This window comes from Pseudoalteromonas maricaloris (genome assembly GCF_024746855.1).
GTDB classification, from domain to species: Bacteria; Pseudomonadota; Gammaproteobacteria; order Enterobacterales; family Alteromonadaceae; genus Pseudoalteromonas; species Pseudoalteromonas maricaloris.
This window is the reverse complement of the sequence record NZ_CP024626.1, coordinates 137,538-164,000: the sequence shown is the minus strand read 5'-3', so window position 1 is coordinate 164,000 and position 26,463 is coordinate 137,538. Positions and strand designations below refer to the sequence as shown.

General features: G+C 41.5%; 20 protein-coding genes. 16 read left to right on the top strand and 4 right to left on the bottom strand.

What is annotated here, in order from left to right; translation table 11 throughout:
* Positions 1-45: 45 nt before the first annotated feature.
* The 14 genes from CTT31_RS18655 (at position 46) to CTT31_RS18590 (ending at position 18,782) form a co-directional block, all read left to right on the top strand.
* Positions 46-996 carry an SPFH domain-containing protein gene (locus CTT31_RS18655; RefSeq protein WP_211857408.1) on the top strand — a complete coding sequence of 317 codons (951 nt, stop codon included), beginning with the start codon at positions 46-48 and terminating at the stop codon, positions 994-996.
* A gap of 5 nt (positions 997-1,001) precedes the next feature.
* Positions 1,002-1,454, top strand: a complete 453-nt coding sequence (locus CTT31_RS18650) for an NfeD family protein (RefSeq protein ID WP_260492742.1) — start codon at positions 1,002-1,004, stop codon at positions 1,452-1,454.
* A 226-nt stretch (positions 1,455-1,680) separates the two neighbouring features.
* On the top strand, positions 1,681-2,367 hold the full coding sequence (locus CTT31_RS18645; protein WP_260492741.1) for an ABC transporter ATP-binding protein: 687 nt from the start codon (positions 1,681-1,683) through the stop codon (positions 2,365-2,367).
* Positions 2,349-3,299, top strand: a complete 951-nt coding sequence (locus CTT31_RS18640; protein WP_260492740.1) for an HlyD family secretion protein — start codon at positions 2,349-2,351, stop codon at positions 3,297-3,299. The genes CTT31_RS18645 and CTT31_RS18640 overlap by 19 nt, the downstream gene beginning before the upstream one ends.
* On the top strand, positions 3,289-4,443 hold the full coding sequence (locus CTT31_RS18635) for an efflux RND transporter periplasmic adaptor subunit (RefSeq protein ID WP_260492739.1): 1,155 nt from the start codon (positions 3,289-3,291) through the stop codon (positions 4,441-4,443). The genes CTT31_RS18640 and CTT31_RS18635 overlap by 11 nt, the downstream gene beginning before the upstream one ends.
* The gene (locus CTT31_RS18630; protein WP_211857416.1) at positions 4,440-5,630 is read left to right on the top strand and encodes an efflux RND transporter periplasmic adaptor subunit; all 1,191 of its coding nucleotides are present in this window, start codon (positions 4,440-4,442) and stop codon (positions 5,628-5,630) included. The genes CTT31_RS18635 and CTT31_RS18630 overlap by 4 nt, the downstream gene beginning before the upstream one ends.
* Positions 5,630-6,865 carry an ABC transporter permease gene (locus CTT31_RS18625; RefSeq protein WP_010607432.1) on the top strand — a complete coding sequence of 412 codons (1,236 nt, stop codon included), beginning with the start codon at positions 5,630-5,632 and terminating at the stop codon, positions 6,863-6,865. The genes CTT31_RS18630 and CTT31_RS18625 overlap by 1 nt, the downstream gene beginning before the upstream one ends.
* A gap of 304 nt (positions 6,866-7,169) precedes the next feature.
* Positions 7,170-7,706, top strand: a complete 537-nt coding sequence (locus CTT31_RS18620; protein ID WP_010377903.1) for a hypothetical protein — start codon at positions 7,170-7,172, stop codon at positions 7,704-7,706.
* A gap of 507 nt (positions 7,707-8,213) precedes the next feature.
* Complete coding sequence (locus CTT31_RS18615) at positions 8,214-11,891, top strand: PKD domain-containing protein (protein ID WP_211857420.1); 3,678 nt, start codon at positions 8,214-8,216, stop codon at positions 11,889-11,891.
* A gap of 10 nt (positions 11,892-11,901) precedes the next feature.
* A complete protein-coding gene (locus CTT31_RS18610; protein ID WP_260492738.1) occupies positions 11,902-13,848 on the top strand; it encodes a Hint domain-containing protein in 1,947 nt (648 codons plus the stop codon).
* Between the two features lie 56 nt (positions 13,849-13,904).
* A complete protein-coding gene (locus CTT31_RS18605) occupies positions 13,905-15,152 on the top strand; it encodes a hypothetical protein (protein WP_039491816.1) in 1,248 nt (415 codons plus the stop codon).
* Between the two features lie 11 nt (positions 15,153-15,163).
* A complete protein-coding gene (locus CTT31_RS18600) occupies positions 15,164-16,003 on the top strand; it encodes a GEVED domain-containing protein (protein ID WP_260492737.1) in 840 nt (279 codons plus the stop codon).
* 11 nt (positions 16,004-16,014) lie between these two features.
* Complete coding sequence (locus tag CTT31_RS18595; protein WP_045963290.1) at positions 16,015-17,523, top strand: hypothetical protein; 1,509 nt, start codon at positions 16,015-16,017, stop codon at positions 17,521-17,523.
* A 122-nt stretch (positions 17,524-17,645) separates the two neighbouring features.
* Positions 17,646-18,782, top strand: a complete 1,137-nt coding sequence (locus CTT31_RS18590; RefSeq protein WP_211857426.1) for a hypothetical protein — start codon at positions 17,646-17,648, stop codon at positions 18,780-18,782.
* Positions 18,783-18,925: 143 nt separating this feature from the next.
* Here the strand turns inward: CTT31_RS18590 and CTT31_RS18585 are convergent, their stop codons facing one another.
* The gene (locus CTT31_RS18585) at positions 18,926-19,723 is read right to left on the bottom strand and encodes a hypothetical protein (RefSeq protein WP_260492736.1); all 798 of its coding nucleotides are present in this window, start codon (positions 19,721-19,723) and stop codon (positions 18,926-18,928) included.
* Positions 19,724-19,907: 184 nt separating this feature from the next.
* Positions 19,908-20,801 carry a LysR family transcriptional regulator gene (locus tag CTT31_RS18580; RefSeq protein WP_211857429.1) on the bottom strand — a complete coding sequence of 298 codons (894 nt, stop codon included), beginning with the start codon at positions 20,799-20,801 and terminating at the stop codon, positions 19,908-19,910.
* 354 nt (positions 20,802-21,155) lie between these two features.
* Here CTT31_RS18580 and CTT31_RS18575 point away from each other — a divergent pair, with 354 nt between their 5' ends.
* Positions 21,156-23,822, top strand: coding sequence for a PKD domain-containing protein (locus CTT31_RS18575; protein WP_260492735.1), 2,667 nt, complete (start codon positions 21,156-21,158; stop codon positions 23,820-23,822).
* Positions 23,823-23,951: 129 nt separating this feature from the next.
* The gene (locus tag CTT31_RS18570; protein WP_069021772.1) at positions 23,952-24,488 is read left to right on the top strand and encodes a YaeQ family protein; all 537 of its coding nucleotides are present in this window, start codon (positions 23,952-23,954) and stop codon (positions 24,486-24,488) included.
* Positions 24,489-24,544: 56 nt separating this feature from the next.
* Here the strand turns inward: CTT31_RS18570 and CTT31_RS18565 are convergent, their stop codons facing one another.
* Complete coding sequence (locus CTT31_RS18565) at positions 24,545-25,627, bottom strand: hypothetical protein (protein WP_260492734.1); 1,083 nt, start codon at positions 25,625-25,627, stop codon at positions 24,545-24,547.
* Positions 25,628-25,845: 218 nt separating this feature from the next.
* Positions 25,846-26,340 (bottom strand): hypothetical protein, encoded by a 495-nt coding sequence (locus tag CTT31_RS18560; RefSeq protein WP_130127242.1) that lies wholly within the window; start codon positions 26,338-26,340, stop codon positions 25,846-25,848.
* Between the last annotated feature and the right edge of the window lie 123 nt (positions 26,341-26,463).

Below are 26,463 nucleotides of genomic sequence, written 5' to 3'. Positions count from 1 at the left end.
ACATGCATTTGATGCGAACAATTCTTATGTAGTAGGAGAGCTAACATGGATCCAGTCACACTTATTTTTGATTACCTTTTTACCATTCAAGCGTTTTTATTGATTTTCGTTATTGTGGTACTAAAAGGGAGTATCAAATTTGTCCCGCAGAACCGTGCGTGGATTATTGAACGTTTCGGCAAGTATCAATCCACTAAAGAAGCCGGCCTAAACTTTATTCTGCCATTTATCGACCGCGTAGCGGCTGATAGGAGCTTAAAGGAGCAAGCCGTTGATGTACCATCTCAATCAGCCATAACTAAAGACAATATTTCATTGATTGTTGATGGTGTACTTTATTTTAGGGTTTTAGATCCGTATAAAGCGACTTACGGTGTTGACGATTATATCTTCGCGGTAACTCAGCTCGCGCAAACCACCATGCGTAGCGAGCTGGGTAAAATGGAGTTGGATAAAACCTTTGAAGAGCGAGATTTACTTAATACCAACATCGTCGCCGCCATCAACTCAGCTTCTGATCCTTGGGGCATTCAAGTACTACGCTACGAGATTAAAGATATTGTGCCACCAAACTCAGTAATGGAAGCAATGGAAGCACAAATGAAGGCTGAGCGTGTGAAACGAGCTCAAATATTAGAGTCGGAGGGCGACCGTCAAGCCGCAATCAACGTCGCGGAAGGTAAGAAGCAAGCGCAGGTGCTTGCAGCTGAAGCCGAAAAGGCAGAGCAGATCCTAAGCGCTGAAGGTGAAGCAAAAGCGATTATTGCCGTTGCAGACGCACAAGCCGAAGCCCTTCGTAAAGTCGGTGAAGCCGCAAATACCGAAGAAGGTCAAAAAGCCATTCAGCTTGACTTAGCAACAAAAGCCATTGCAGCAAAAGAAGCAATAGCCAAAGAATCTTCTGTGGTATTACTACCGGACAATGGCACAGACGCAAGTTCACTTGTGGCACAAGGCATGTCTATTATTAATACATTAAATAAAAAGCAAGGGTAACGCCTATGGCCTTTTTACTTGAGCATTTAGCACAAACCTTAGTAGTACTAGGAATTGCTTGCCTAATTGTTGAGGTTGCTGTGCTTGGTTTTGCGACCTTTGTACTGTTCTTTTTGGGTCTGTCGCTGGTGATCAGCGGCGGTCTAATGTACGCAGGCATGCTTGACCAAACTTGGCTGACTGCACTTTGGTTTAATGCGTTAGTTACGACATTATTGGCTGTGTTTTTATGGAAACCACTAAAACGCATGCAAGATGTCACTGACAACAAAGAAGTAACCAGTGATTTTGCTGAGCTTACCTTTACGCTAGAAAAAGACTTGAATACAGATAGTCGTATTTTTCATACCTATTCTGGTATTGCGTGGCAACTAAAAAGTAAACAACCTATTACTGCAGGAACACAAGTCAAAGTGGTTAAAAAAGAGGTTGGAGCGTTTTGGGTAGAGCCTAATTAAGCAAATTGGCATAGCCTTGCGAACAAAGTGCCTAACAGCCAATTTTGTTAGGCACTTTCTGTAATCCGCAGTATTCAGAAACAACTTTTTACCTTATTCTCTTTTCGTCTAGTACCTACTCGGTTTACTCTATCCTACACAACAGTTACACTCAAATTTAGGTACAAGGTTAAACACCTCTGAACCATGAATAAAATATAATAAAAACAAGGGATTATAATCTACGATGATTCGGGTCGAAAACTTAAGCCGAGTATACGGAAGCGGAGAAACCCAAGTGCATGCACTAAAATCAGTTTCTCTAGAAGTAATGGAAGGTGAATTTGTCGCAGTAATGGGGTCTTCTGGCTCTGGAAAGTCTACCTTAATGAATATACTTGGCTGCTTAGATTCTCCAACTTCCGGCTCTTACTATCTTGCTAATCAAGAAATTCAGGCAGTGGAAGATGAAGCCTTATCACAAATTAGAAATCAAAAAATTGGCTTTATCTTTCAAACATTCCATCTACTTACTCGCCTAACCGCACTGGAAAATGTCATCTTACCGCTACGGTACACTGAGACTTCCCCATCAGAGGCAAAAAGTCGCGGACTTGCCATGCTAAAAAAAGTAGGTCTTGATAGCAGAGCACATCACAAACCCTTCGAAATGTCTGGCGGACAACGCCAACGTGTTGCCATTGCACGGGCACTCATTAATGAGCCAAAAGTCATTTTTGCCGATGAACCAACTGGCAACTTAGATAGTAAAACCTCGCATGAGATCATGGAATTACTATGTCAGCTACATCGGCAAGGCCACACGATTGTAATGGTAACGCATGAAGACGATATTGCGGCATATGCCGAGCGTATCATCAGAATGAAAGATGGCGAGAAAGTGGAGGATAGCCAATGCGCAGCTATATCATAAGCATCGCCCTGCTCACCTCTTTGCAGGCTTTTGCCAAACCAATTATCGTTTCGGGTCTTATTAAAGCTGGTGAAACTCAGGTCTTTCACGCACCGATGAGTGACTCTTGGAAAATTCAAATTCAATGGATGCTGCCCGAGGGTGAAGTTGCTAATAAGGGTGACATCGTCGTCGTCTATGATTCAGGCTCTATCGCGACCTCAATCGACCAAGATAAAGTAGCGCTCGATGCTGCAAGAGATGAGTACAAACGAATTGAGCAAGACGGCGCCCAAAAGGTACTAGAAGCTCAGTTTCAGCTGAAAAAAACCATTTTGCTCGTAGAAAGAGCCAAAATAGATGCTAGCGTGCCAAAAGCCAATATTAGCACCTACGACTACGAGCAATACCAGCTAACGTTAGAAAAAGCGATTATCGAAAACCATAAAGCCGAAATCAGCTTAAGCAAGGCCGAAACTGAAGCAAAAGCAAATACTCAGAAACAGCGACTGGAAATAAGACGGTTAGAAGCAAGCCTTACGCACAACCAAGAGCAGCTCGAAAAAATGAGTCTAACGGCTAGTAACAGCGGCCCAATTCTGTATACGGATCACCCTTGGAATGGCAACAAGTTGTTTGCTGGCGCAACAGTACAACCGGGTTGGAAAGTAGCAGAAATCCCTTCTACAGCGGGTCTGTATCTAGAAGCCTGGATCCATGAAGTAGATGCTATTGGCATTAAGGAAGATCAAACCGCCGATTTAAAGTTTGACGCCTTTCGCTCATCACCAACGCCTGGTACGCTCACTGAGCTATCAACACAACCTGAAAAGCGCCAAGACTGGGGCCAAGGCATGTATTACCGAGCTAAGTTCACATTCAACACCGATTTGCCACTACTGCCAGGCATGAGCGGAAGCATAACTTTGCCAGGAGAGAAAAATGAAAGTTAAGTTGCTGGCAGTCATCATTCCACTCTATTTACTAGGCTGTAGTCAGGCCCCCAGCGATATACATATCGTTAAGGCACAGCCAATCACTATCACAGTAGAAGCGAATGGTGAATTGGAATCAAAAAGCCGAGCGTTGATAGCCCCTCCTTCAATCAAGCGTATGTGGCAATACAAAATAAAACAGTTAATGCCTGAAAATACCACGGTTCAAAAAGGCCAAATTGTTGTTTCATTTGACGATCAAACCGTTAGAGATCGCTTGATGGAATATAATTCGAAGCTAAGTCAAGCGCAAAAAGAGCTAGAAAATAAACAAGCTCAAGTCGAGAAGCAGGAAGAAGAATACAAACTCGCACTCGCTGAAGCGCAAATGAACTTTGATAAGGCAAAACGACGCGCAGAGATCATAGATAACTCACGCTCAGACAACGACCGAAAAAAGGCGCAAATCGATTTCACCATTGCAACCAATGATTTAGAACTTGCCCGCGGTAAACTCGCTTTTCATCTAAACAACAAAGAACTGAGTATCCAAATGGCAAGAAGTAAGGTTGCACGAATGGATGCTGAAGTGAAAGAACTAAAACGTGACATAGCGCGTTTACAAGTAAAAGCGCCAATGGATGGGTTAGTTGCATATCGCGCAAACAGGGAAGGTGAAAAACCCAGTGTTGGCGAATCCATGCAATTTGGTCAACCTGTTGTTGAGCTATCAGTTATTGAACAAATGCAAGTAAAAGCACAAATTAAAGAAGCCGATTTTGGACGGATCAAATTGGGGCAAAAGGTCAAAGTTACCATAGACAGCGCCGACGGTTATGTTATCGGCGGAACACTCGTTGAAATAGGAAAGGCCTTTAGAGAAAAATCGTATCAAGATAAAAGCCGCATTGTTGATGCTATTATAGAGCTGGACAAAGTCGATACCGAAAAGCTGCGGCCAGGCTTGAGCGCTCGTGTAGAGATAGTGACAGCACAACTTGATAACGCCTTAACCGTGCCATTAAACGCGTTAAAACAAAGTGCGGATAAAGTGCTTGTAAACACAAACAGCGGAGAGAAAGAGGTCACCGTCTCTTATACCACACCGACACTTGCCGTGATTTCTTCTGGAATTAGCCAAGGCGTGGAGGTAAAGCTATGAGAAAAACATTACTCGCAGTCATTGTCCCACTTTGGTTACTTGGCTGCCAAGAAGCACCTGAGCAGCCAGCGCAACTACTATATACCGTAGAGTCGAAGCCATTTTCGATCACAGTGGAGGCAGAAGGCGAATTGGAAGCCGCAAGTGAAACCGTCATATCTGCCCCAACCTCAGCAAGAGGGGCTCAGACGCTCGCATGGATCATGCCTGAGTACACTCAGGTGAAAAAAGGCGATGTTATTGCACGATTCGATGGCAGCCAATTAGAAAGACGAAAACGCTTTAGTGAATTCGACAAAGGCAAAGTCGCACAAGACATTACGGTCACCGATAGTGATTTAACCACGAGAAAGTCCCATTTGGATAGCGACAAGGTTATCGTTAGTGAAGAGAAACACTTTGCCGAAACCTTTTCAGTTGACGATGAACGGATCCGCTCAAAGCTCGACATTTTAGATCAAATGCAAAATGTTGAGTATCTCAATGCAAAAGAGGCTTATTTTGGCTGGCAGACAGAGCAGTTTTCATCTTCTGCTCTTGGAGAAATGGAACTGTTAAAACTGCAATCAAAGCAACATGAAAGCAAAATTGCGATGTACAACGCAAACTTAGAAGGTCTTGAAGTCATCGCGCCACATGATGGCTTACTTACCCTCAGTGCCGATTGGCGTGGAGAGAAGCCCAAATCAGGTCAAGCACTATGGCCTGGGCAAAAGATCGGGGGGTTACCAGATATTTCATCCCTGCAAGCTAAGCTTTTCGTTCATGAAAAAGAAGCGCTTGGCCTTGCGATTGGCCAAAAGGTTGAGTTTACCCTGCTCTCCAATAGCGATGAGCGCTTTGATGGTAAAATCACAAAAGTATCACCTTACCCACAATCTATTCGTCGTGGAGATCCACAAAAATACTATGAGATCATCGCGAGCCTTGATGAGACTCCGGCCCACTTCAAGCCGGGCAATAAAGTACTCGCTACGGTATTTGTCCAAGAAAATAAACAAGCGTTACTAGTGCCTAAACATAGCGTGATCAATGATAACAACGCATTTTTTGTTCAAGTTAAAGACGGTAGCCAGTTTAAACGCGTAGAAGTGGAGTTAGGCCAAAGCAACCTAAGCCATACTGAAGTATTGGCAGGTTTGTCTCCCAAACAACAAATTGCACTCGTCGCGAATAAGGAACTGTAATGAAATATTTGGATTTATTTACCGACGCTATTGTGCAATTAAAGCAGCATAAGCTCAGAACCCTATTGACCTTGCTCGGCATGATTTTTGGTGTGGGTGCCGTTATTGCTATGTTAAACATCGGTGAAGGTGCTGAACGAGAAGCGCTTAAAATGATCGATTCTATGGGGATCAATAATGTTATTGTCAGCGCCAAAGACATTGAAGAGAATGACCTAAAAGAACAACGAAAACACTCGCAAGGTCTTAATCTATTAGACGGCCAAGTGATTGTCGATGCCCTGCCCTTTGTTAGTGACTTTTCGGCTGAGCGACTGGTGGATACCTACCAGATATTTAGCGAATTCGGCAGCTTTGAAGGAGAAGCCGCGGGCGTCACAGCAAACTATTTTAGCCTTGCGCATTATGAACTCGCGGCGGGTCGCCTGCTAAATACGGAAGATAGCAAGGAATATAGGCAGGTTGCATTACTCGGCGCAAATACCGCAAAAACTCTGTTTCCCCTCGGGAGCGCTGTTGGTCAACAAGTAAAAATTAACCATTTATGGTTTGAGGTTGTTGGTATTTTACAAGCACCGCACCTAAACAAAAAGGAGTTTCAAGGCGTTGCCCTAGGTGGTGAACAAAGCCGTATTTTTGTTCCGCTAACGACCGCCATTCATCGCTTTAATAAAGGATTACTTGAACCAGAGGTTACCGAACTAAAACTCGCTATCGACAAATCTCAGAGTCCAATTTTGGCATCTCAAGCTATCACTAACATATTAACCAATCGCCATAGCGATATTGATGACTATAGGCTAACCATTCCCGCCGCTTTGCTTGCTCAGCAAAAACAAACACAGGCTATTTTTAATATGGTGATGTCTTGCGTTGCGGGTATATCACTCCTAGTTGGTGGTATTGGTATTATGAATATCATGCTCGCAACCGTACTTGAACGAACCAAAGAAATTGGCTTATTACGGGCAATAGGCGCCACTCGCAAAAATATTCAAGTCCAGTTTATTACAGAGAGCTTTACCATCTCGATATTAGGCGGACTACTCGGTGTAGTGTTTGGTATTTTACTGTCAGAGATAATTGCATTTTACTCAAATTGGGCGGTGTCTTGGTCTCTAAGCGCTATTTTCCTATCTTTTAGTATTTGTGCCTTAGTCGGTTTAACATTTGGGGTATATCCAGCCATTAAGGCTTCAAAGCTAGACCCAATCGAAGCGCTGCAAAGTGACTAATCAACTTGGAGGGCAGTAATGCTCCCCTATATTTTATACCTAAATGACTTTATCTCATGCTGTTTTATGAGCAAAGTCATTAACTAGCATGCTTTTTGTTGGACTTTTTTTCGCCACAAGGTAAACTTTTATGCGATTTAAATCAAAAATAACTGGAAGCATTGTATGAGCAAAGAATGCTCGTATTGCTTTGTGTTAGTTTTACAGCTTAGTAAGTCTTTGAATATGTTACTTACTAAGCGTTGAAGAAAGCAGCTAACATTAAGTAAAAATGCTGATGCGAATGGAACTTCAAGGACAAATAATGAAAAAAGTAACACTTATCGCACTTTCACTTATCTCTCTTACCGCATGTAAAAGTAATGATATCAATCGTGTAGTTAACGACGGTGTAGACGGCGCCATTAATGGTATTTTTGGCAGTTCAGGAACCGTCGTTTCAGCAACTGGTAGTGGCTCAAGTAACGATTATTCAGTCGAAAAAGAAGACGTATGGCCTCATCAAGCAACGAAAACGGCTCGAGACTATGGTTCATTGGCATTTGTGAAAACGGCAAAGAATCCAAGTGGTAAAACCAGACTTAAGTTTAATGAATGCAAACATCCGCGAATTGGAAAAATAAGGTGTGAAGGCTATCTATACGAAGTTTCACCAGAGGGCTGGTTGGTCAAAGGCGATACTATTCACTTTGGCACACGCCATTACTCTGACATTGTTATTCCAGCTGGCCAATACTATATAAAGATAAAAGGTGAAGATGTAGGTAAAAAAGTCTATGCGACAGGAACTATTGAGATATCGCCCTTTGTTACTAACTACATTAATGTAACCGTTCAATAAAGATCACAAAAAGTACCTAGTACTTGTAAAACAGCTAGGTACTTTTTACCAGACCAATTTCCTCATCAATCAAGCAACCCAAAACAACGCTTCTTATTCATTTTATCTCATCAATATTGTGCAAAAGCTCCTAATAAAGGAACAAATAGTAAATCTGCCAGCGTTAAAATTTACCTTACATTACAAAATGATGACTACCTACTCTAGCGTATGAGCTGTTCTTAGTCTTTTATAAGCTCTAAAAAAATTTAGATTTATTCAACAATAATAATTAGTTAGATAAAAATAACAAAAAATAAAATCTTCCCCTAAATTCCCAACGAAAACATAAGGTTATTATTTTGTTTATTTTTTGTTATTTATTTATTTGAAATTCTTTATTACCTTAGAGTTTGTGCTCAAAGCAATAGCACTAATAATCAGCCGCACTCATTCGCTCTTTTATCTCATGTATTGAGTAGTTGCGTTTTAGTGGGAAGGAATCTTCAAAATAATTATGGAGTTAACATGCAAGGGTTAAAGTCTCTGTGCGTTTTAGCATCAGCGATAAGTATGTATTGTCACGGCGCTGAACGCGTCTCTTTATTCAATGACACGCAGAAAATTGCGCCAACTTTACAACAAAAACAATCCACATTTGGTGATGATTCTAATCAAAACTATCTACTCACGCTGAAAACATTTGCAGCGCAATACACAGGTCATACGCTTACATTTCATCAAAGCCAAGTAGGTCAAACGAAGCAAAGCCATACCATAACTCAAAAGTACCAGAATATTCCAATCTGGAATCATGACCTTGTTGTGCTGACAGACGAAAATGGCGCTGTTGAGCAAGTTTATGGTGATCTCATTATTAACGTCGCTAAAGATATACCCACGCTCGCTCCTGTTTCTGAAGCACAACTTAGCGCGACTTTAGACTCAGTCATTTCTCAGTTTACCAGTGAACGCCCTAGAATTTTTAGACGTTCATCAGCAGAAGAAGTAATTTATATAGATGCTCATGGCAAAGCCCGACACGCTGCCAAGCTTACTTTTTTCACCGATTTTAAGTCTGGTCCTTTTAAGCCACAAAGGATCCTTGCTTTTGTAGATTTAATAACAAACGAGCTTATCAGCCAATCAGATGTATTGCAGCGCGTTGTGTATGAAGGCGGAAGCGGACCATCTGGTAATGACAAGGTTTCACGCCCAGATTATCAACAAGCAGATTACGTTTCCTACCCACCAAAGACCTTTGTTGTCGCCATGGAAACTGATGCTCAGCAAACTAACTGCTTGTTTGATGCAAAAAACGTTGAGACCAGAAACTACAATCACGGTACCGCGCAAGTTAATACGCCTTATAGCTATAACTGCTCAGATTCAACTCGCAATGACTATAAAGAATATCACGGCGCTCGCTCTGCCTTAAATGATGCTCATCATCATGGACAAACAGCAAGCTTGATGTTCGAGGCTTATCTTGGACATAAACCCTACTTTAATAAAAAGATAATTCAAAATGTCCATTACGGTCTAAACATGGATCAGGCATTTTATGAAAACGGCGAGGTCTATTTTGGTGATGGTGACTACCTCTTCTATCCTATGGTTTCCTTGGATGTAGTTGCCCATGAAATCGCTCACGGTTTTACCGAAGAGTATGGCTCTAATACGCCAAAATCAATGCTGACAGGTCAAGCTCGTGCCATCAATGAAGCCTTTTCTGATATGGCGGGTGAAGCAGCTGAATTCTTCTACTCTGGCGCGAATGATTGGAAAAGTAATCACGAAACGTTCCGCCTTGATGATGCACTGCGTTATTTCAAAACTCCTACGCTAGATGGAAATTCGATTGATCATGTTGAGGACTATGACGACTCAGTCACTTCTCACCATGGCGCAGGCGTATTTAACAAAGCTTTTTATTACCTCACGACTGCAGATCTAGACAACGAAACCTCACCGTGGAATACAAAGTACGCCTTTATCTTGTTTGCTAACGCAAATAAAAACTGCTGGACCAGCAATAGTACTTATCTTACTGGTGCTGATTGTGTAATGAGACAAACTCACACGGTAACTGATCAGCTGACTCAAGATGGCGTTAAAAAGCAAGATGGTAGCAACTGGCAAGCTACTGATTTACAAAACCACGTACGTAAGGCATTTGCACAAGTCGGTATAGGTTTGAAGGTAGACCGTGGACTCGAGAGTGAACTTGGCTTTGATCGTCAATTCTTAGCTTTTGACTTTAAAAACTTAACTCGCCGTGACGGCCAGCAAGTTTCGGCTAGTAACAGCGAAGGCTGGCAATGGCAGTGGAATTTTGGTGATGGAAGTGCACAAAGTAGCGCCTTTGAGCCTACACACAACTATACTACTGCGGGCGAATACAATGTTGAACTGACCGCCATCGCCCCCTCTGGTCAGTCTGATACTTTTATGCTGCCTATTGAAGTTTTTGACGACTATTGCCCCGCGCAAGGCATCAATCATAGCAAGTACTACTTATCATCAGTTTCGTTGAACAGCTACAAAAACGATTCTACATCAAGCAATTATAGCGACTACTCACATGATGTAGTCGAAGTTAAGGATGGTAAAGCACTCAATGTAACGCTAACCGCAGCACCCCACCCAGATACTCAAGACAAGACAAAGAACTTTTATGTCTGGTTAGACAAAGATAATGATGGCTTATTTCATAAGACGGAAGAACTCGCACTTTTTGGCAGCAGTAAAACGCAATTGACTGGCGAGATCTCATTGAGTGGTGAGCTAAACCAAAGCTACCGCCTTCGAACTATGGTGTCATTTGGTCTAGTGAAATCCGCGTGTGGTGACATGTCTTGGGGTGAAGTTGAAGACTACACAGTAAAGCTCATTGAAAACACAGATCCTGTTGATTTAAGGATCAGCACAAACCAAGGTGTCAATCAGATTAGCTTTGAAAACAATACTGTCGATGCACGTGTTAAACGTTGGCATTGGAAATTTGGCGATGGCACAACCAGTAGTGAAAAGTCGCCTATTCACCAATATGCGCAATCTGGCAACTATGCGGTCGAGCTAAAAGCATATGACAGATTCAACAAGGTAATTGGAAGCTGGAACAAACAAGTTCAGTTCAACACCACTATCACGGCAAGATTCACACCTCGTAAATCCGGTAGTACTGTTTATGTAGATACAAATCAGAGTGTTATCCCTAAAGGTAGCACAATACAGTGGCAATTTGGAGATGGTGTCACGTCCTCGGTAAGAGACACTCAGCACACCTATCAAGCCGATGGCGAGTACACGATCACACTCACAATTAATCATGCTGATGGCACACAATCTACCACTGAAACAGTGAAAATTGGTGAGACGAGCTTTACGCCTGATGTGAGCTACACGGTAAGCGAACAAGCAGACGGTACGTTTAAGGTCAGCTTCAGTAATACCACCACAAAACCTGATAATGCTTCAAGATACCCAGATGTAACATTGGAATGGAACTTTGGAGATGGCTCAACACTTACGCAAACTGGTGATTTTGGCCAAGACACCGAACACACCTATCAAGCCGCAGGTAACTTTAGCGCAAGCCTAACAATTAGTTACGACAAACCTATTTGGGATGATTGGGGAAGCCGAGTTACAGGTACCAAAAATATGCTGCTAGAGCTTAAATCAACACAACCTGTTGAATATTGCACGGCTGTAGGTCTGACCGATTATGAACACATCAGTAACGTGACTTTCAATCAAGATGGTCCATTTAGCAATGCACAGCAACCTGGTGTCGTTAATCCTAACAATCCAATCAAGCTCTATGCCACACAGAATAATACTTATCGTATTGAGGCAGGTTATGCAGGCAATGAAGCCTTCGCTGAAAACTACCACATCTGGATAGATTTAAACGGCGACGGTCAATTTGGCGATGGCGATTGGAGAAACAACAAATCAGAGTTGCTGGTCATGGATTTTGACCAAACTAACCAAGACTACGGTAAAGGCTATGTTGAGGGGGAATTTAGCATTCCAAGCAATAAGCTGTCACAACCTGTCACAACGACTCGAATGAGAATTTTGCAGTATTACGGATTTAGCAGAGTAAATAGTATCGATCCTTGCTCTGACTATAGCAGTGCCGCGACCTCGGGGAGCGGAGAAATTGAAGACTACCTTGTAGAAATCTATAAGAATTAAGGAAAATAAAATGAAAAAACTAAACAAAAAGGTGCTCATGCCGCTTGCAATCGCGTTAGCAGTCAGCAATGCGGTTGCTGCTAGCAACAGTGTTAATGAACAACCGACTACCACGGCGTCGAAACAGAAGTCTGGTCCTGCTGCAACCCAGGGTATCGCAGTAACTCAGCCAGACCAATTCGGGATCCGTAAACTCGATATGTCCAATCCGCAGCACTATCAATTGGCGAAGTCACGCTTAATAAAAGCAAACCGTATTGAGAGCGAGTTCCCACAGCTACACAAAACGCTAGATGTAGCAAAAGGACAGCACTTATCAGCCAAAATGAATATGATCACCTCTGAAGTGCCGCCAGTTAGTGAAACTGAAGTGGATATTATTAAAGAAGCACATTTCTTCTTGGATATGAACTTAGCTATTTCGTCTGATACAAACGAACCTTATCTCATTGTACGTGCAAAAAGCTCACGCTTTGGTGGTACAAAAGCGACCTACATCGACTTGTTGTTAGAAGATGCAAATGGTAATCAGCTTGCGCCTTTAGGTTCTACATTTAATGTATTAGATGGTAAAGACACACTTGCAACTTCAACTATTTCACTGAAGTCATTGAAAGCAAACTTTCCCAACCTAGATACCATTTACGCAAGTTCATACGTTGAACTAGAGCAAGAAGATGGCACTATCAGTACGACGATGAAGTACACTGAATACCCATTCTCATGGGAGCACTTTGAAGCGCTGTATGGCTCTGCTGCACCAGCAGCAAAAGGTGAGGCTTCTGCACTTAACGTAGGGATCAGCTCATCTTTGGATACACGTCCGAAATATAATGCGACTGCGCCAATCGATAAAAACAACGACGCGGTTATTAAAATCTGTTTAAACCGTAGTCATACTGACTGTGATTACGCAGCAGATCAATACCGTGAGCCGAATGAAATTACCGATGTAAATATCCCGTTCAACGGCGAGTTACGTGTTCCTCACGAGATCACTGAAATCTATCCAACTGTAGGCGATTTGCCAAACGGTATAGATGAACCAACGAATATCTATCTACAAGAAGGTATCTATGGCGGCGCGACAAAGCAAAGCTATAAAGGGCTCGAAAACGCGGTTAAGCAATTTTCCGATTACTTGGAGTTCGAAGTTGATACAGTAAACCAAGAGTCGATTATCCGTTGGAATATTCCACGTTCTGAGGGCCGTTTTGGTAATGCCAAACTGTTCTCAAATATCGCTGAAGCAAACTGGTATATGACCTTTGCTGTTAAAGGTTATCCGTACTTTAAGAAAGGACGAGGTGGTGCCGTTGCATTCCAAGTTTCACTAACGTCAGAAACATCAACGCGTTTTGGTAACTTCTATAGTGAAGTATTACCTATGATGAAGCTAGGTTACAGCTGTCTAGCTACAGGCACAATGATCACCATGGCCGATGGCAAACAACTTGCCATTGAAGACATTGCAAAAGGCGATTTGGTATTAGGTGCACTTGCTTCGAATACCCAAGTTAAAGAACCAATGCAAGTTATTGATGTGTCGGTTGGGATTGAAGCTATCAAGATGTATCGCGTAAAAGGCGCAGATGGCTCTGATATCTTAACTACTGAGACTCACCCAATTTCGACGTCAAATAAAGGAATTATTTGGGCGAAAGAGCTTAAAGTTGGTGACCGTATCTTAACTGAGAATGGGTCGGTGCTGGTAACAAGCGTGACCAAAGAGAAGTATCGCGACAAGATTTATAACCTAAAACTTGCTCCAACAGCAGATTCTAAACTAGCTGAGTCACGTAACTTTGCCATGTTTGCCAATGGTATGGCGGTAGGCGATCTTGCTACACAAGATGAGTTCAACTACAAAGATCAGGACGTACGCATGTCAGAAGAAGAGATTCTCCAACGTCTTCCTGAAAAGTGGAAAACAGACTACATCAACAGCCTGAACTAATCGCTGCATCTGGCCTCTCCTATTGAGGGGCCATACTTCTCAGTAAGGAATTCAACATGAAATTTATACATTCTCCATTGGCACGTGCCATGGGGGTAGCGGGACTTTTTGCCTGCAGTTTTTCAGCTACTGCTGATCAAATTGCTAATCCAGAGTTCACTACTCAAGCAAATAACTCTGATTTAGACTCAGTGACACTCGGTACTGCTTACCATAGTGAAAAAGAAGGTTTTTATGCACTGCAAAGTGTGCTTGGTCGAGTTGATGAAACCTATGGCAATACCGAAATGGATTTTGTAGTCGGTGTAGATATGAGCTATAGCCAACTATCTAGCATGCTAGATGGTAATTTAGGCGCTGCACTTGATGTTCCAGTCATAAAAGTTGGCGTTGGCGCAAGCTATGCAAAACAAAACGCCGCAGATAACTACACCGGCACTTACACCCTATTCCTCTCCTTGAAACCGAAAAAACGGCTGCTAGTTGCAGATCCTCAAACAGGATTTAAGCCAACACAAGCGGCGCTTGATTTGGTCAATGCTAATCCTGGAGATAAATTCAATAATATTGGTAATGAGTTTGTATCAGCGATTGAGTACGGCTCTCAAGTTATGATCAATCTCAAGTTCCAATATAAAAATGACGAAGACAAAGTCAAATGGGGTGGTCAGCTTGGTGTTGACTGGGCGGGTAAAGTCAGTGTCAGTGGTAAACTGCAAAAAGTAGACGAAGATGTGAAGCGTAACATCAAAATTACCGTTTCTGCGCTACAACTTGGTGGTGATCCAACTGAACTATTGAAGGTGATCCCTAATCAACTCGTCAACTGTACGATGGAAAACCCAACACCATGCTTTGATGTGTTTAAAAACAGCATCGATTACATCAAAACTAACTACGTCACTCAGTTTGATACCTTAGATAAATACAACGTTGGTCGAGTCTTAACACAAAGTTATACCGACTCAGGACCAAGCCTATCTCCCTTAGTACCTGATGATGTCTATCCAGCCAAAAGCATCTTGACTAAATTGGCATTAAAAAACATGAGTGATGATTGGGTACAGGCAATTCTCGACAATCGTCGTGCCGATAACCTACTCAATTACTACGCCAGTGAGCTGAATAACTCACATCGAACTGCATTAGAGACCATTCGCGATAATGCACTCTTTAACTCATTTATTCTGGCAGACGCCGTTGATTATTGTAAGCGTAATCCAATTGGTAATTACTGTCGCGATAGAGAGCTACAGACTCGTGGCCGCGTTCATCAGTATGACCGTAAATGGCTAGAATTATAAGGAATAAGACTATGTTAAAAGTCATGCTAACCAGCACATTAATTGCCTCATTCGCTGCGATAGTAGCACCATCAGCACAGGCAAATACGACTTTATTTGAATCTCGAGATGTACTCACGCCACAGCAAGCGTTAGGACGCTTTCAATGGTTGGAAAAGTGCTACCCAGGGTTATTGGTTGAAGTCTCTGATAATATCTTTGATCCCACAACTCCCATTCCAAATGATGAGAAAATAGCAAATCTTAAAAAAGTAATGCTATACAAAAATAGTACCCTCAGGACTGATGCAAAATATCTTACCTTTGGAGATGAAGACAATGCGAATCCAAAGAACTGGTTTGCGGGTAAATCACCTACAACTTCTTGTTTGCAGATCCCATCAGATTATCGCATAAGCGCGGTGATGGTTACACCTGTAATGCCGAACTATTGCACCACTAAGTCTCGTGAACGTGCCTATGAGTTTATCCAGTCAGTCAAGTTTTCTAATCTTGAAAATACCAGTAGCAACACCTTTTACAGTAACTATGTTGGTGATACTGCGAAAATATATGCCGATAGAAGCTACCAGTTAACGTTAACCCCAGGATTTAGTAGTGCAGAAACATACCCGGAAACTTGGCATGTGTTTATTGACTGGAACCAAGATGGTGATTTTAACGATACAAAAGAAACCTTATTTGCAGGTGTTTCAGAACAAGCCGTTCAGGTAGAAATTACACCGCCAACGGGCGCTAAAAAGGGCATGACGAAAATGCGGGTGACCATGGATTACTTGGGTGGCAGCAATGACGCATGTAAAGAAGTAGACTCCGGAGAGGTAGAAGATTACCTCCTTTACGTGAAGTAATAGGTGGCAACATGAACTTATACAAACAGACTATCGCGGCACTTATTGCCGGCACTACACCTTTCGCATTCGCAGATTCCAATTTTGTCAACGAAGCGGAATTAATGCAAAAAGCACAAAATGTGAATACCTTTCAAAGCGAAATCCCTGGATTAATGAATGATCACATCGTACTAGGTACGGCCTATAACAGCGACCAAAAACGCTTTTTGAATGTTCAAACTGTCGCAGGGGAAACAGTTGAGACTCTCGGTAATACCCGAGTGCAATTTGAACTAGTAAACAATGGCAGCTATGACGAAGTACTCCGTCAACTCAACGGTAATGTTGATGTTGATGTTGGTTTTCCAGTCATTCGTGTGAAAGCTGGCGGTCACTTAGCCAAAGAAATGTCCTCGACTGAGTTTTCTAATACTTATACTTTCCAAGCATCGTTAACACCGAAGAAGCGTGTACTTATGCCAGCGGATGCCAACATTGGTTACACCTTGACGCCGTCAGGTAATACGCTAGCGAATGAGTACCAAAGTAAACTCATGAGCATGGCAGGCGATGGATTTATCAGTGAGATTGAATACGGTGCACAGCTACTCATTAACATGAAAATTGAATACTTAAGTGAGCAGCACAAAAGTGAAATTGGTGGTTACTTAGGGGTAAGTTACGGTGCTGGTAATATTGGTATTAGCGTCGATGGTAAGCTTAATTATATCGACGAAGACCTTAAGAAAAGTGTGCGCATTACCGTCAGAGCCTTACAAAAAGGCGGTGATCCTAAACAGCTTCTCAGCATAATCCCTAACAATATTATCACTTGTTCGCTCGATAACTACGAGCCTTGCTTTACTTTATTTGAGCAAGCGGTGAACTATGCGAAGAACGACTTTGGTAATCAGTTTAATGCGCTATCTGATTACAACGTAGTACGTTACAAGGCAACGCCTTACGAGATCAGCTCACAAGATGTACGTCGTTTAGATTCTGGTAATAAAGATATTCGCTTTGAAACCACTTACCGTACTTTATGGCTTGAAGATCAATTCAAAAAGTCGGTTAATCATGAACACCGTGCGCGTGGTGTACTTGCGCAATACGCTAGTTGGATGACGGATGTACAACGTCAAAAAGCAGAAGGCGTACAAGAAGCCGCTTACAACAATGCATGGATTTATGAGCAATATGCTCGAGTTTGTCGCGATAATCCTTATGGTACAGCTTGTACAGATGCGTGGAACGATTACCTAAATACCTGTAGTGGTAGTGGCGTCGGCTGCATACAAAACTACACGCTTGCCGATCTGAATATACCAGCTGATAACATGACGCAATACTTCAAATGTGAAAATGCCCGAGAAGCAACAGCAAACTTTGGGGTTGAAGAAAACCATGTATCACTTGGGTTTAGACAGCTGGGCTGGGCGCCTTCCTTTGTTGATGCAAATGACCCTGCTGCGGGCGTGATGGTTTGGCTACCATGTAAATCAGCCCTACCAACCTATGGAACCGCTTTTGAAAATTAGTGAGTAGTAAAAACGCTAAGACTCAATTAGTTCAATTGAGGCGTGGCAAGTAATAAACATTCGAACATTGAATTATTACTTCTTCGCCTCTCCCACAGTAAACCATCTACAGGAATTTATGTATGCACTTAAGAATCATATTAATAGTGCTCTGTGGCCTGTTAAGCTTTTATGCAAATGCACATACCTATTACTCTTTAAATACTGAGCATGAAAAACTCGGACAGGGATTTGAACAGGAATTAGGCATACCGCTTGAATCGTGCCTCGATGGTCAGTGGCAATTTCAGGGTGGTAGCATGGGCGACTTGGCTTATCGTGGCGATTTTGACTCCGACACCATGATCAATACCATTACAGGTAGTGTAAAAGCTGGTATCAACTTAGTTATTTTTGGTGGCTCAGCCAAGTTTTCCATGCGCAGGAAAGTAACCAAAAATAGAAATTCAGCTGCCTCAGCGGTCGAGTTAACCTATGAAAAAGGAAGTTATAACTTTGAAAATCGAGCCACCAAACCCGCTTTTGTCGAGCTGCTCAGTACAGATCCGACTCAGGTAAGAAACCGCTGTGGTGACAGCTTCATCCACAATATCAAACTTGGTTCTCGTATCTATGTTACCGCTAAACTCCATTTTAAAGATCGCACAAAATACGAATGGTTTCAGACCAAAATCAAAGTGAAATTTCTTTTTTTCAGTAAAACTTTTACTAAAACCAAAGTATTTCAAGAGGCAACCAAAGATGCCGTTTATACGATTCAGGTGAATACCGATGGGGGTATGACGCCAGAACTCGCTAGACTCAGTAAAAATGGCACCATACACTGCAAAACCGATAATCTAACTCCCTGTATTACATACGCCGACAATTTATTTAGCTACTTACTAGACGGTGGAGAGTATGTCGACGACCTTAAAGACGAACATTTAAACGTTTTAAAGTACGAAGTCGAAAGCTATGAAGATTCTGGCCATTATGACCTCGCCTATGCTGGTCACACCGCACTATCTAACCGCTATATTGCACTGTCCGCCAGACTCAGAAGTTATCAAGATTTAGTTTATGACGAAATAGAAAGGTTAAGTGCATTTAAAGCTGTGTCTGAAGACCCGCTTGAAATCGAACAGCTTACAGCTCGTATTTCTGCCCGCAATACGCAGCGCATCGGACTCGAGCAAGCTGGCGAATACTGTGCGACACTGCCCGGCACTACCCTTTGCGAAAATCGCATAGAATCCGCAATCGCAAACGTTGATTAGGCGAACCAACTTCAGGAAAAGGAGCGCGCTAGCGCACGTCCTTACCACTCTATTCTCCAACCAATGAGGCTATATAGCCTCGCTTCTTTTGTGTCGCAATTAAGCGTCACCTCAAAAAGCGCTGTGGAACCGCTGAGATATTCTTAATCTAATAATGTTGGCGTCTCAGACGTAAAATCAATCCATGCATTAGTGCCTAATAGCTCAGCACCCATTACACTCGGATCTTCATATCGCATGACGAAATTTTTTGGTCCGTGCGCGTAGGCTACTACTAAGCCATATTCAGAGTCCAAAAAGCCTCCGTGTGGAACAAGTCCCGGGTAGCTAATGCGCCATGCATTACTGTGATTACTTACCTGTCCTAACGTTAGCTTACCGATCACGTTATCTGGTAGTAAAAAGAACCAAGTCCATGGGCCACCTGATACAATCGTCATCACTTCATCGATGCCAACGCCATTTTCGGCGCTATTGACATGGAGTTTCCCAAACTTCTCTTGTAGATAGGACTTAACTTCGCTGCTCATCGCTTTCATGTCGTATATCTTAGGATAAGGCGCAACGCCTATTTCTGAAGTAGATAAGAATCCGCCACGATGCATTTCCGGTTGACGCCCTGCTTGCTTGATTTCGTTTAGCAGCTCACCTCGGTGTAATGAAAATAACGACAGTAACTGGATGCTTTCTTGTTCGTTAATCGCTCTTTTCTTGGACACCTCCAGAATCGGCCGAGCCTCTTCTGGAATATTCACAGTGCTCACCCTCACTCCGACACGACGTAATACTTGATTTACCTGCTCAATCCCCTTTGACTCGGCTCTGCCATCACTATACGACAGTATAAGTTGCCCCTCTCTCTGGGTAGCATTGGCGATACCGCTTGATAGGGGCAATACCGAAACAAGCGCAACTAGCATCAAATTAGAAAACTTCTTCATATTAATTTCTCCTCAAACAATTAGACAAGTAAGGCAAAACCATCACTGTCGAGCCTATTTTCCAAGTCTAAATATTAATGATGAGTAGAAAAACATAGTTATAGTAAAAAAATTAAACACTGAGAGTAAACAATAAAACAGCAGCGTACGTGCATACTATGTGCCGCTTAGACTATTCTCTGAGTCATTCATATTTTAAGTAGGAAGTTAAGAAATCAATGAATACACGCACTTTTTGTGACTGCGCTTTATGATAGGGATAAACCGCGTAGAGCGCATGGGGACTAATTTTCCAATCCGGTAACAGTGGTAGCAATTCACCAGAGTTTATTTCTTTTGCAACAAACACTTCTGGAAGGATCATGATTCCAAGCCCAGCTAATGCCGCTTGTTTTAAAGCCAAACCGTTGTTAACGGAATAGTTACTCTTTTGAATGTTGACAACCTGAGTGTCGTCCTTACGCGAAAATGTCCACCTAGTTGCTGAAGAAGATAGACTATAAACCAAGCAATTATGCAATATCAGTTGTTGAGGACTTGTAGGTGTACCATATTGTGTTAAGTACGATGGAGAAGCGCAAAGAACGCGATCCATAGTAGTTAGTTTTCTGGACCTAAGCGTCGAGTCTGTTAGTGCTTCTCCTCCACGAATTGCGATATCAATCCCTTGTTCGACCAAGTCGATATACTGGTCGTTCATGACAACTTCTACCGATATTTCGGGGTACTGTTTCATAAATTCACAAATGGCTGGATTTAACATTAATATGCTTACCGACATTGGAATATTGATCCTTAAAAGCCCTGAAAGTTGCTGCGAAGACTCTATGATAGAAAGATCAGCACTCGCCCATTCATCCAAAATAGTCCTGACGTGGTCATAGTATTGTTGTCCGCTCTCAGTTACATGCATCTTACGCGTGGTTCTATGAATAAGAGGGCTTTTTAAATAGGCCTCAAGTTCATTGATATTTTTACTTATCGCGGCCTTTGATAACGACAAATCATCGGCCGCCGCGCTAAAGCTTCCAAGCTCGACAACGCGCCTAAATACCGTAATTGCTTTTAGCTTATCCATATACCTATCCTAATTTTATAGCCTTCAGTCAGTGCGCTTCATGGCACTTTGACATAGGCCTATCGAGAGATAAAGCCTGCCGATTCAAAAATAATAAGCACTATTCTCATAGGAGAACGACAACTTATTGGAACATCTTTAGGAATGCCAATTAGTAGCGATAAAAATTCAGCCAACGCAAAGTTTCGCAGGTCTAAGTAATATATCTATTTAATAAACAGCATGTTAAAAAACATCCACATGATAATAAAAAAAGTCTACTTATTTATTAGTGTAATTATTGGAAACTAGTTTCTAAATACAGTACACTCCCCCGCCGACTGATTATTTAATAAAACAAGATAAGATATCAAGATGATTAAAAGCGCTATATACAAGGGAATCGTAACCTCATTACTCACCTCCACTCTAGCAGCTTGCGGCGGTAGTGGCAGTGACAAAGGCAATACACCAGTCACATCAACAAATAAAGCACCAGTAATTGCGACCATAGCACCAATTACTGCAATGGAAAGAGACTCAATCACAGCCGTTGCGACCGTAACAGATGAAGATGGTGCGATTGAAACTTTGCTGTGGGAGCAAACGGCAGGAACAACAGTCGAGCTGATAAACAATAATAACGAAACGCTCGAATTTCGTGCACCTGACATCAATGAAGCGACCACGTTAACGTTTAAGTTAACTGCGACAGACGATAAAGGAGACTCAAGCTCACAAGAATTTACTGTCAACCTAAATGCTTACGCTCCACTTTCAAGCTTAACGATTTCAGACGCGGCGCTGGCGCAATGTTTATCAGATACACATCAAGATGTGGGCATTTCCATTGTGGAATGTACAGACTACCCAATTGTAACATTATCAGGGCTGTCGGATATTAGCGGCTTATCAACCGTGTCTATTAAAAACGCAGAATTGGATAATCTCGAAGAGTTAGCTCATATTGCTACGCTCACCGCGTTAAAGCTCGATAACGCGTTTGCCGCAGCTGAGCACAGCTCAAATAATGATGCACGTTTAGAACAAATTAATAAGCTTAACAAACTTGAGTCTTTGTCTATTATTGAAAACAAAGAAGATAGCTCTGGCAAACGCCTAGCGTTCCAGATGCTAGATCTATCAGGCTTTACGCAACTTCATACGCTTGAAATAGAAAACTATAGTAGCCAATATGAAACTATACAGCTCAGTGAACTTCCAAGTGATAAGCTCACTCGTTTGACCCTACGTTCTCTAAGCATTGATGATAAAAGTACCCTAAAACGCTTTAGTAACTTGCAGAGTTTATCTTTGACATACATAAATGATCTGGACTCACTGTCATTTTTAAGCGCCATACCTAACCTCACGGCATTAACACTTGATACTATCGAAGCCGCTGATTCAACAGCAATAGAAGCCAAAACAAATCTGACAACACTCGTACTCAGCAGAACGCGGATTGAAGATTTCTCATTCTTAGAAAAATTTAGTGAGTTGGAAAAACTAGGTCTTAGTACTTATTATAGCAATGTTGAGCTTGATATTGCGGACATCATTAGTAATACGAAGCTAACCTCTCTGTCATTAAACAATTTAAGCGTTGATAATGCCAGTGAGCTATCAACTTTAACGGAACTGCAATCCTTGTCTTTGAAGAGTTTAAACCTTTCTTCTCTGAGATTTTTGCAAGCGATGCCGCAGTTAACATCATTAAAGCTTAATAGCCTGCATAACATTAATGATTTAGGCTGGCTAAGTTTCACACCAAACCTAACCGAATTGTATATTCGTGAATTGGATAATAACGCGGATTTTAGCGCATTGTCTGAGCTTAAAAATATGCGCGACCTCACCGTCGACAGCGATTACTCAAACTTTGCACTAGATACGTTAAGTAAAATGCATGCATTAGAAACACTTAACCTTGAAGTTAGTTTATTTGAAGCTTCAAGTGAAACAACATTTCCAAGCTTAAAAACACTAAACGTGAAGGGCAGCAGCTATTCAAACATGGTGAACTTGACTAACTTCCCCGCGCTCGAATCAGTTGAGTTATCAAAAGGTCACTATTATGATAATGAAGAGAAAATCACTACTCTCGATTATCTAGGTTCAAACTCGAGCCTGAAATCGTTCAAGATCAGCGGCTTTAAAGAGCTAGAAGATATCACTCAGATATCTCAATTTGAAAACTTAGAAACTCTCTCTATTAACTACTCTCTAGCGGCTGACATCTCTGACATCGCATCATTAACCAAGTTGAAGTCATTAACACTAAGCAGCTTTTCTACGTTTTTTAGAGCAGACATGCTTGCCAGTTTAAGCAATCTGGAAAGACTTGAAATACAAAGTAGTGCCATTTATTGTGATGATCAGGAGCTATTAAAATCTCTCGATGGTGTAACAACAAATATTTCTAACTCTAACTGTATTATTAAGCCGGTCGATTTGAGCTTAATTACCGATGAAGCATTTAAGCAATGTATTAAAAATCAAAGATATCAAGATGCAGTACGTAATACCTCTCTCTATTGTGATGGCTCAGCAATTGAATCATTTAATGGAATTACACAGTTTGAAGCAATTAAGACTTTAAGACTGGATGGCTCAGTTAATAGTTCGTTGTTACGAGATCCTAGCTTAGCTCAGCTCCACACCTTACAGAATCTAGACATCTATAGACTCACAGGTGAACTAACGGTTAAAGCTACACTTCCTCAGTCTTTGACCACCTTTGAGTTAAATACGTACAACCAAACCGTATATGACTTTGCGCTTTTTGGCTTGCCTACTACCTTAACTTATTTGGACTTGGATAATACTAAGTTGACAAACTATAGTACAATAAAAAATTACGCCTACCTTACCCGTTTAGAGTTGGACTATAGCAACATTTCAGATCTGTCACCGCTATTCGGTTTGACCAATCTAGAATCTTTAAGTTTATATGGAAACCCAAGTATCGACTGTGCTCAAGTAAGCAAACTACAAGAGTCGTTACCCAATATTTGGCATATATCAAGTAACTGTAATTAACTGCTAGAACGTTAAGCAATTCAAATAAGCACAGTCTCATTGCGAGGCTGTGTTTCATTTCCACAATCACATTCTGTAAATTGTTATCTCAACCCGCTATACTGGCGCAAAAATTTTTTAAGCAAATTTATGGCGCTCAAATCTACTATTATCAAAGCCCAACTATCACTCAGTGATATGGACAGACATGTTTACCAAGACTTTAATTTAACGCTAGCTCAACACCCTTCTGAAAACGAACAACGGTTAATGATCAGGCTACTTGCTTATGCACTAAATGCGTGTGAGGGACTTGAGTTTACTAAAGGCTTGTGCGCTGACGATGAACCTGAGCTATGGGTTAAGAATTACAGCGAAGAGATTGAGCTTTGGGTTGAACTAGGACTGCCTGATGAAAAGCGCCTTAAAAAAGCGTGCAATAAATCAAAGCAAGTGATCCTTTACACCTATGGTGAAAATAATCAAGCTATTTGGTGGCAAAAACATCAGCCTAAATTATACGACTTTAAAAATCTGAGTATTTTCAGTTTGGATTATAGTGCGACTCAGGCTTTAGCCCAATTAGCAGATCGTAGCATCAAGCTCACTATTACCATTCAAGATGGCGAAGTATGGGTAAGCTCTGATAGCGCTAATATTGAAATCAAACCACAACAGTTAATGTAATATATGATTACGTAGTAAGTGTTGTAGCCAACCAAAAGTGGCTACAACGCGTTTACCTACAACCGAGATGCGGCATCGTTTAGCAAATCAGCATAGGCAGAATCTGCACCTATCCGCTTGGCCTCTGCTCGCAAGTCATTGCTAATTCTTGCTCGGGTAAATTCATCAGTTAATAATTCATTTAGCTGATACGGTGAACGACTTATCAAAATCGCTTGCTCAAGTGGGCTTTTAGCTGCATTAATCTGTTGTGTATATATGCTCTCACTAGAGCGTTGAGCCGATGCACTCAATTTTGCCATCGCAATTGACAAATCTGAATACAGCTTTACGGCATCGTAATCAAATTCAGCACTGTCGATGTCCATCACAGGAAGGTCTCGTGCCAAAAATGCATTCACCGTTTGCTTAAACTCATGCGGAGCCTCATTCATAAACTCATCTATTCTGATGATATTAAAGAGATCTTGCCTTAGCGACTCTCGCTCTACCTTTTGTAACGGCTCATTATTAAGAGTTTCAATATATTGCGGCAAAAATTCAGTCCTTGATTGAGGGTTAGCCAATGCGAGACGATTATAAATTCCAGCTTTTGTTGCTCTGATAGCATCATTTGATACGTCATTAGATTTATTTTCTGATATCACAAACTGGTCATCTATCAATAGTTTGGCTTTCTCAAAAGGAAGGTGACCAACAACAGCCTCAAGAATTGAAAAGCCTAATGCAGGATCTTCCACATTGGCTAGCTGACCACTAATTACATCGAGTAATTGCTGCTTTACTTCTGATAAATGCATGGCAGAAACTTTCGCCTCTTCTCCATTAACCAGTAAGATAGTCTCAAGTACATTTAGTAAGCCAAATTTTGCCCGCTCTGATGCACTTTCGAATAGCAAAATTAACTCATTGGACAGCTCAATAGGAGCCAAGGTACTCATATACTCAAGCACATACAAGCCTTGCTCTGATTCCACGCCTAACTGCTGTACCATATTCCACAATATACTTATTTTATCTTTTCTTGATATATTCGGATCTTTTAATAGCTCTATTAGCTCAGCTTCAAAATCAAGCATAGCCTTTGTACCAAAACTATTCTTTAATGTTAAACTAAGCGTATCTGCTAACTCTAACATTTTATTATTTTCTTTATCTGTTAATTTAACATCCATATCATAAAAATCGGGAAGTGTAGCTATGAGCTCGGACTGGCTAATAAAAGGAACGGTCTCATTATTTTGTGCAGTTTTTTTACTTCCTTTTCTGCTGTGGATACAAAATAAATGACAACCAAAAAAACAGCTAATAAAGATAATGCTACATATTTTGCAATTAGTTTCATATCCACCTCGAATTACCTAGTGCTTGGGAAGCTATTATAAAGATTTCTCGGAGTAAAAACGGTAACTAAATTCTCGCCAGTAACCTTTTTGTATGAGTAGTTTACAAAAGTATCACAACGGAACTTTGCCTTCACTTTTACAAAACTACCATTTTTATATACCCATTTACCTTCTGTATATTGTGCTGTGATTGTATATTCTGGATCAAAGCTACGTTGTGCCCACCCAGCTTCAACGATTTCTCCATGCCTAGTACCGCGACCGTACTTTGCGCCCCAGTATGAGGAAGCACCTTTAAAGCTACTCAGCGTGTTTTTGTGAATGACAGTGTTATCATTCAATACTTCAAGTACTTTTGAACCGTCCCAGATCCCAACGTGCCCAGCCCAACCTAGGCCTGAAATTGATAGATCTCGAGCAACAACATCACCTACACTCGTTGGATTGCCAGCAAAAGCTGTTGTACTTATAGCGAATAATAACGCACCAATAGATAAAACTTTCATGAAATTTCCTTTTAATTAAAAACCAACATAATAACAACATTGAAAACAAAAAACTCAACCAAACCACGAAAATATAAATTAAAAACCTATAAATACGCAACAATCTATAAATTGCAAAAATGA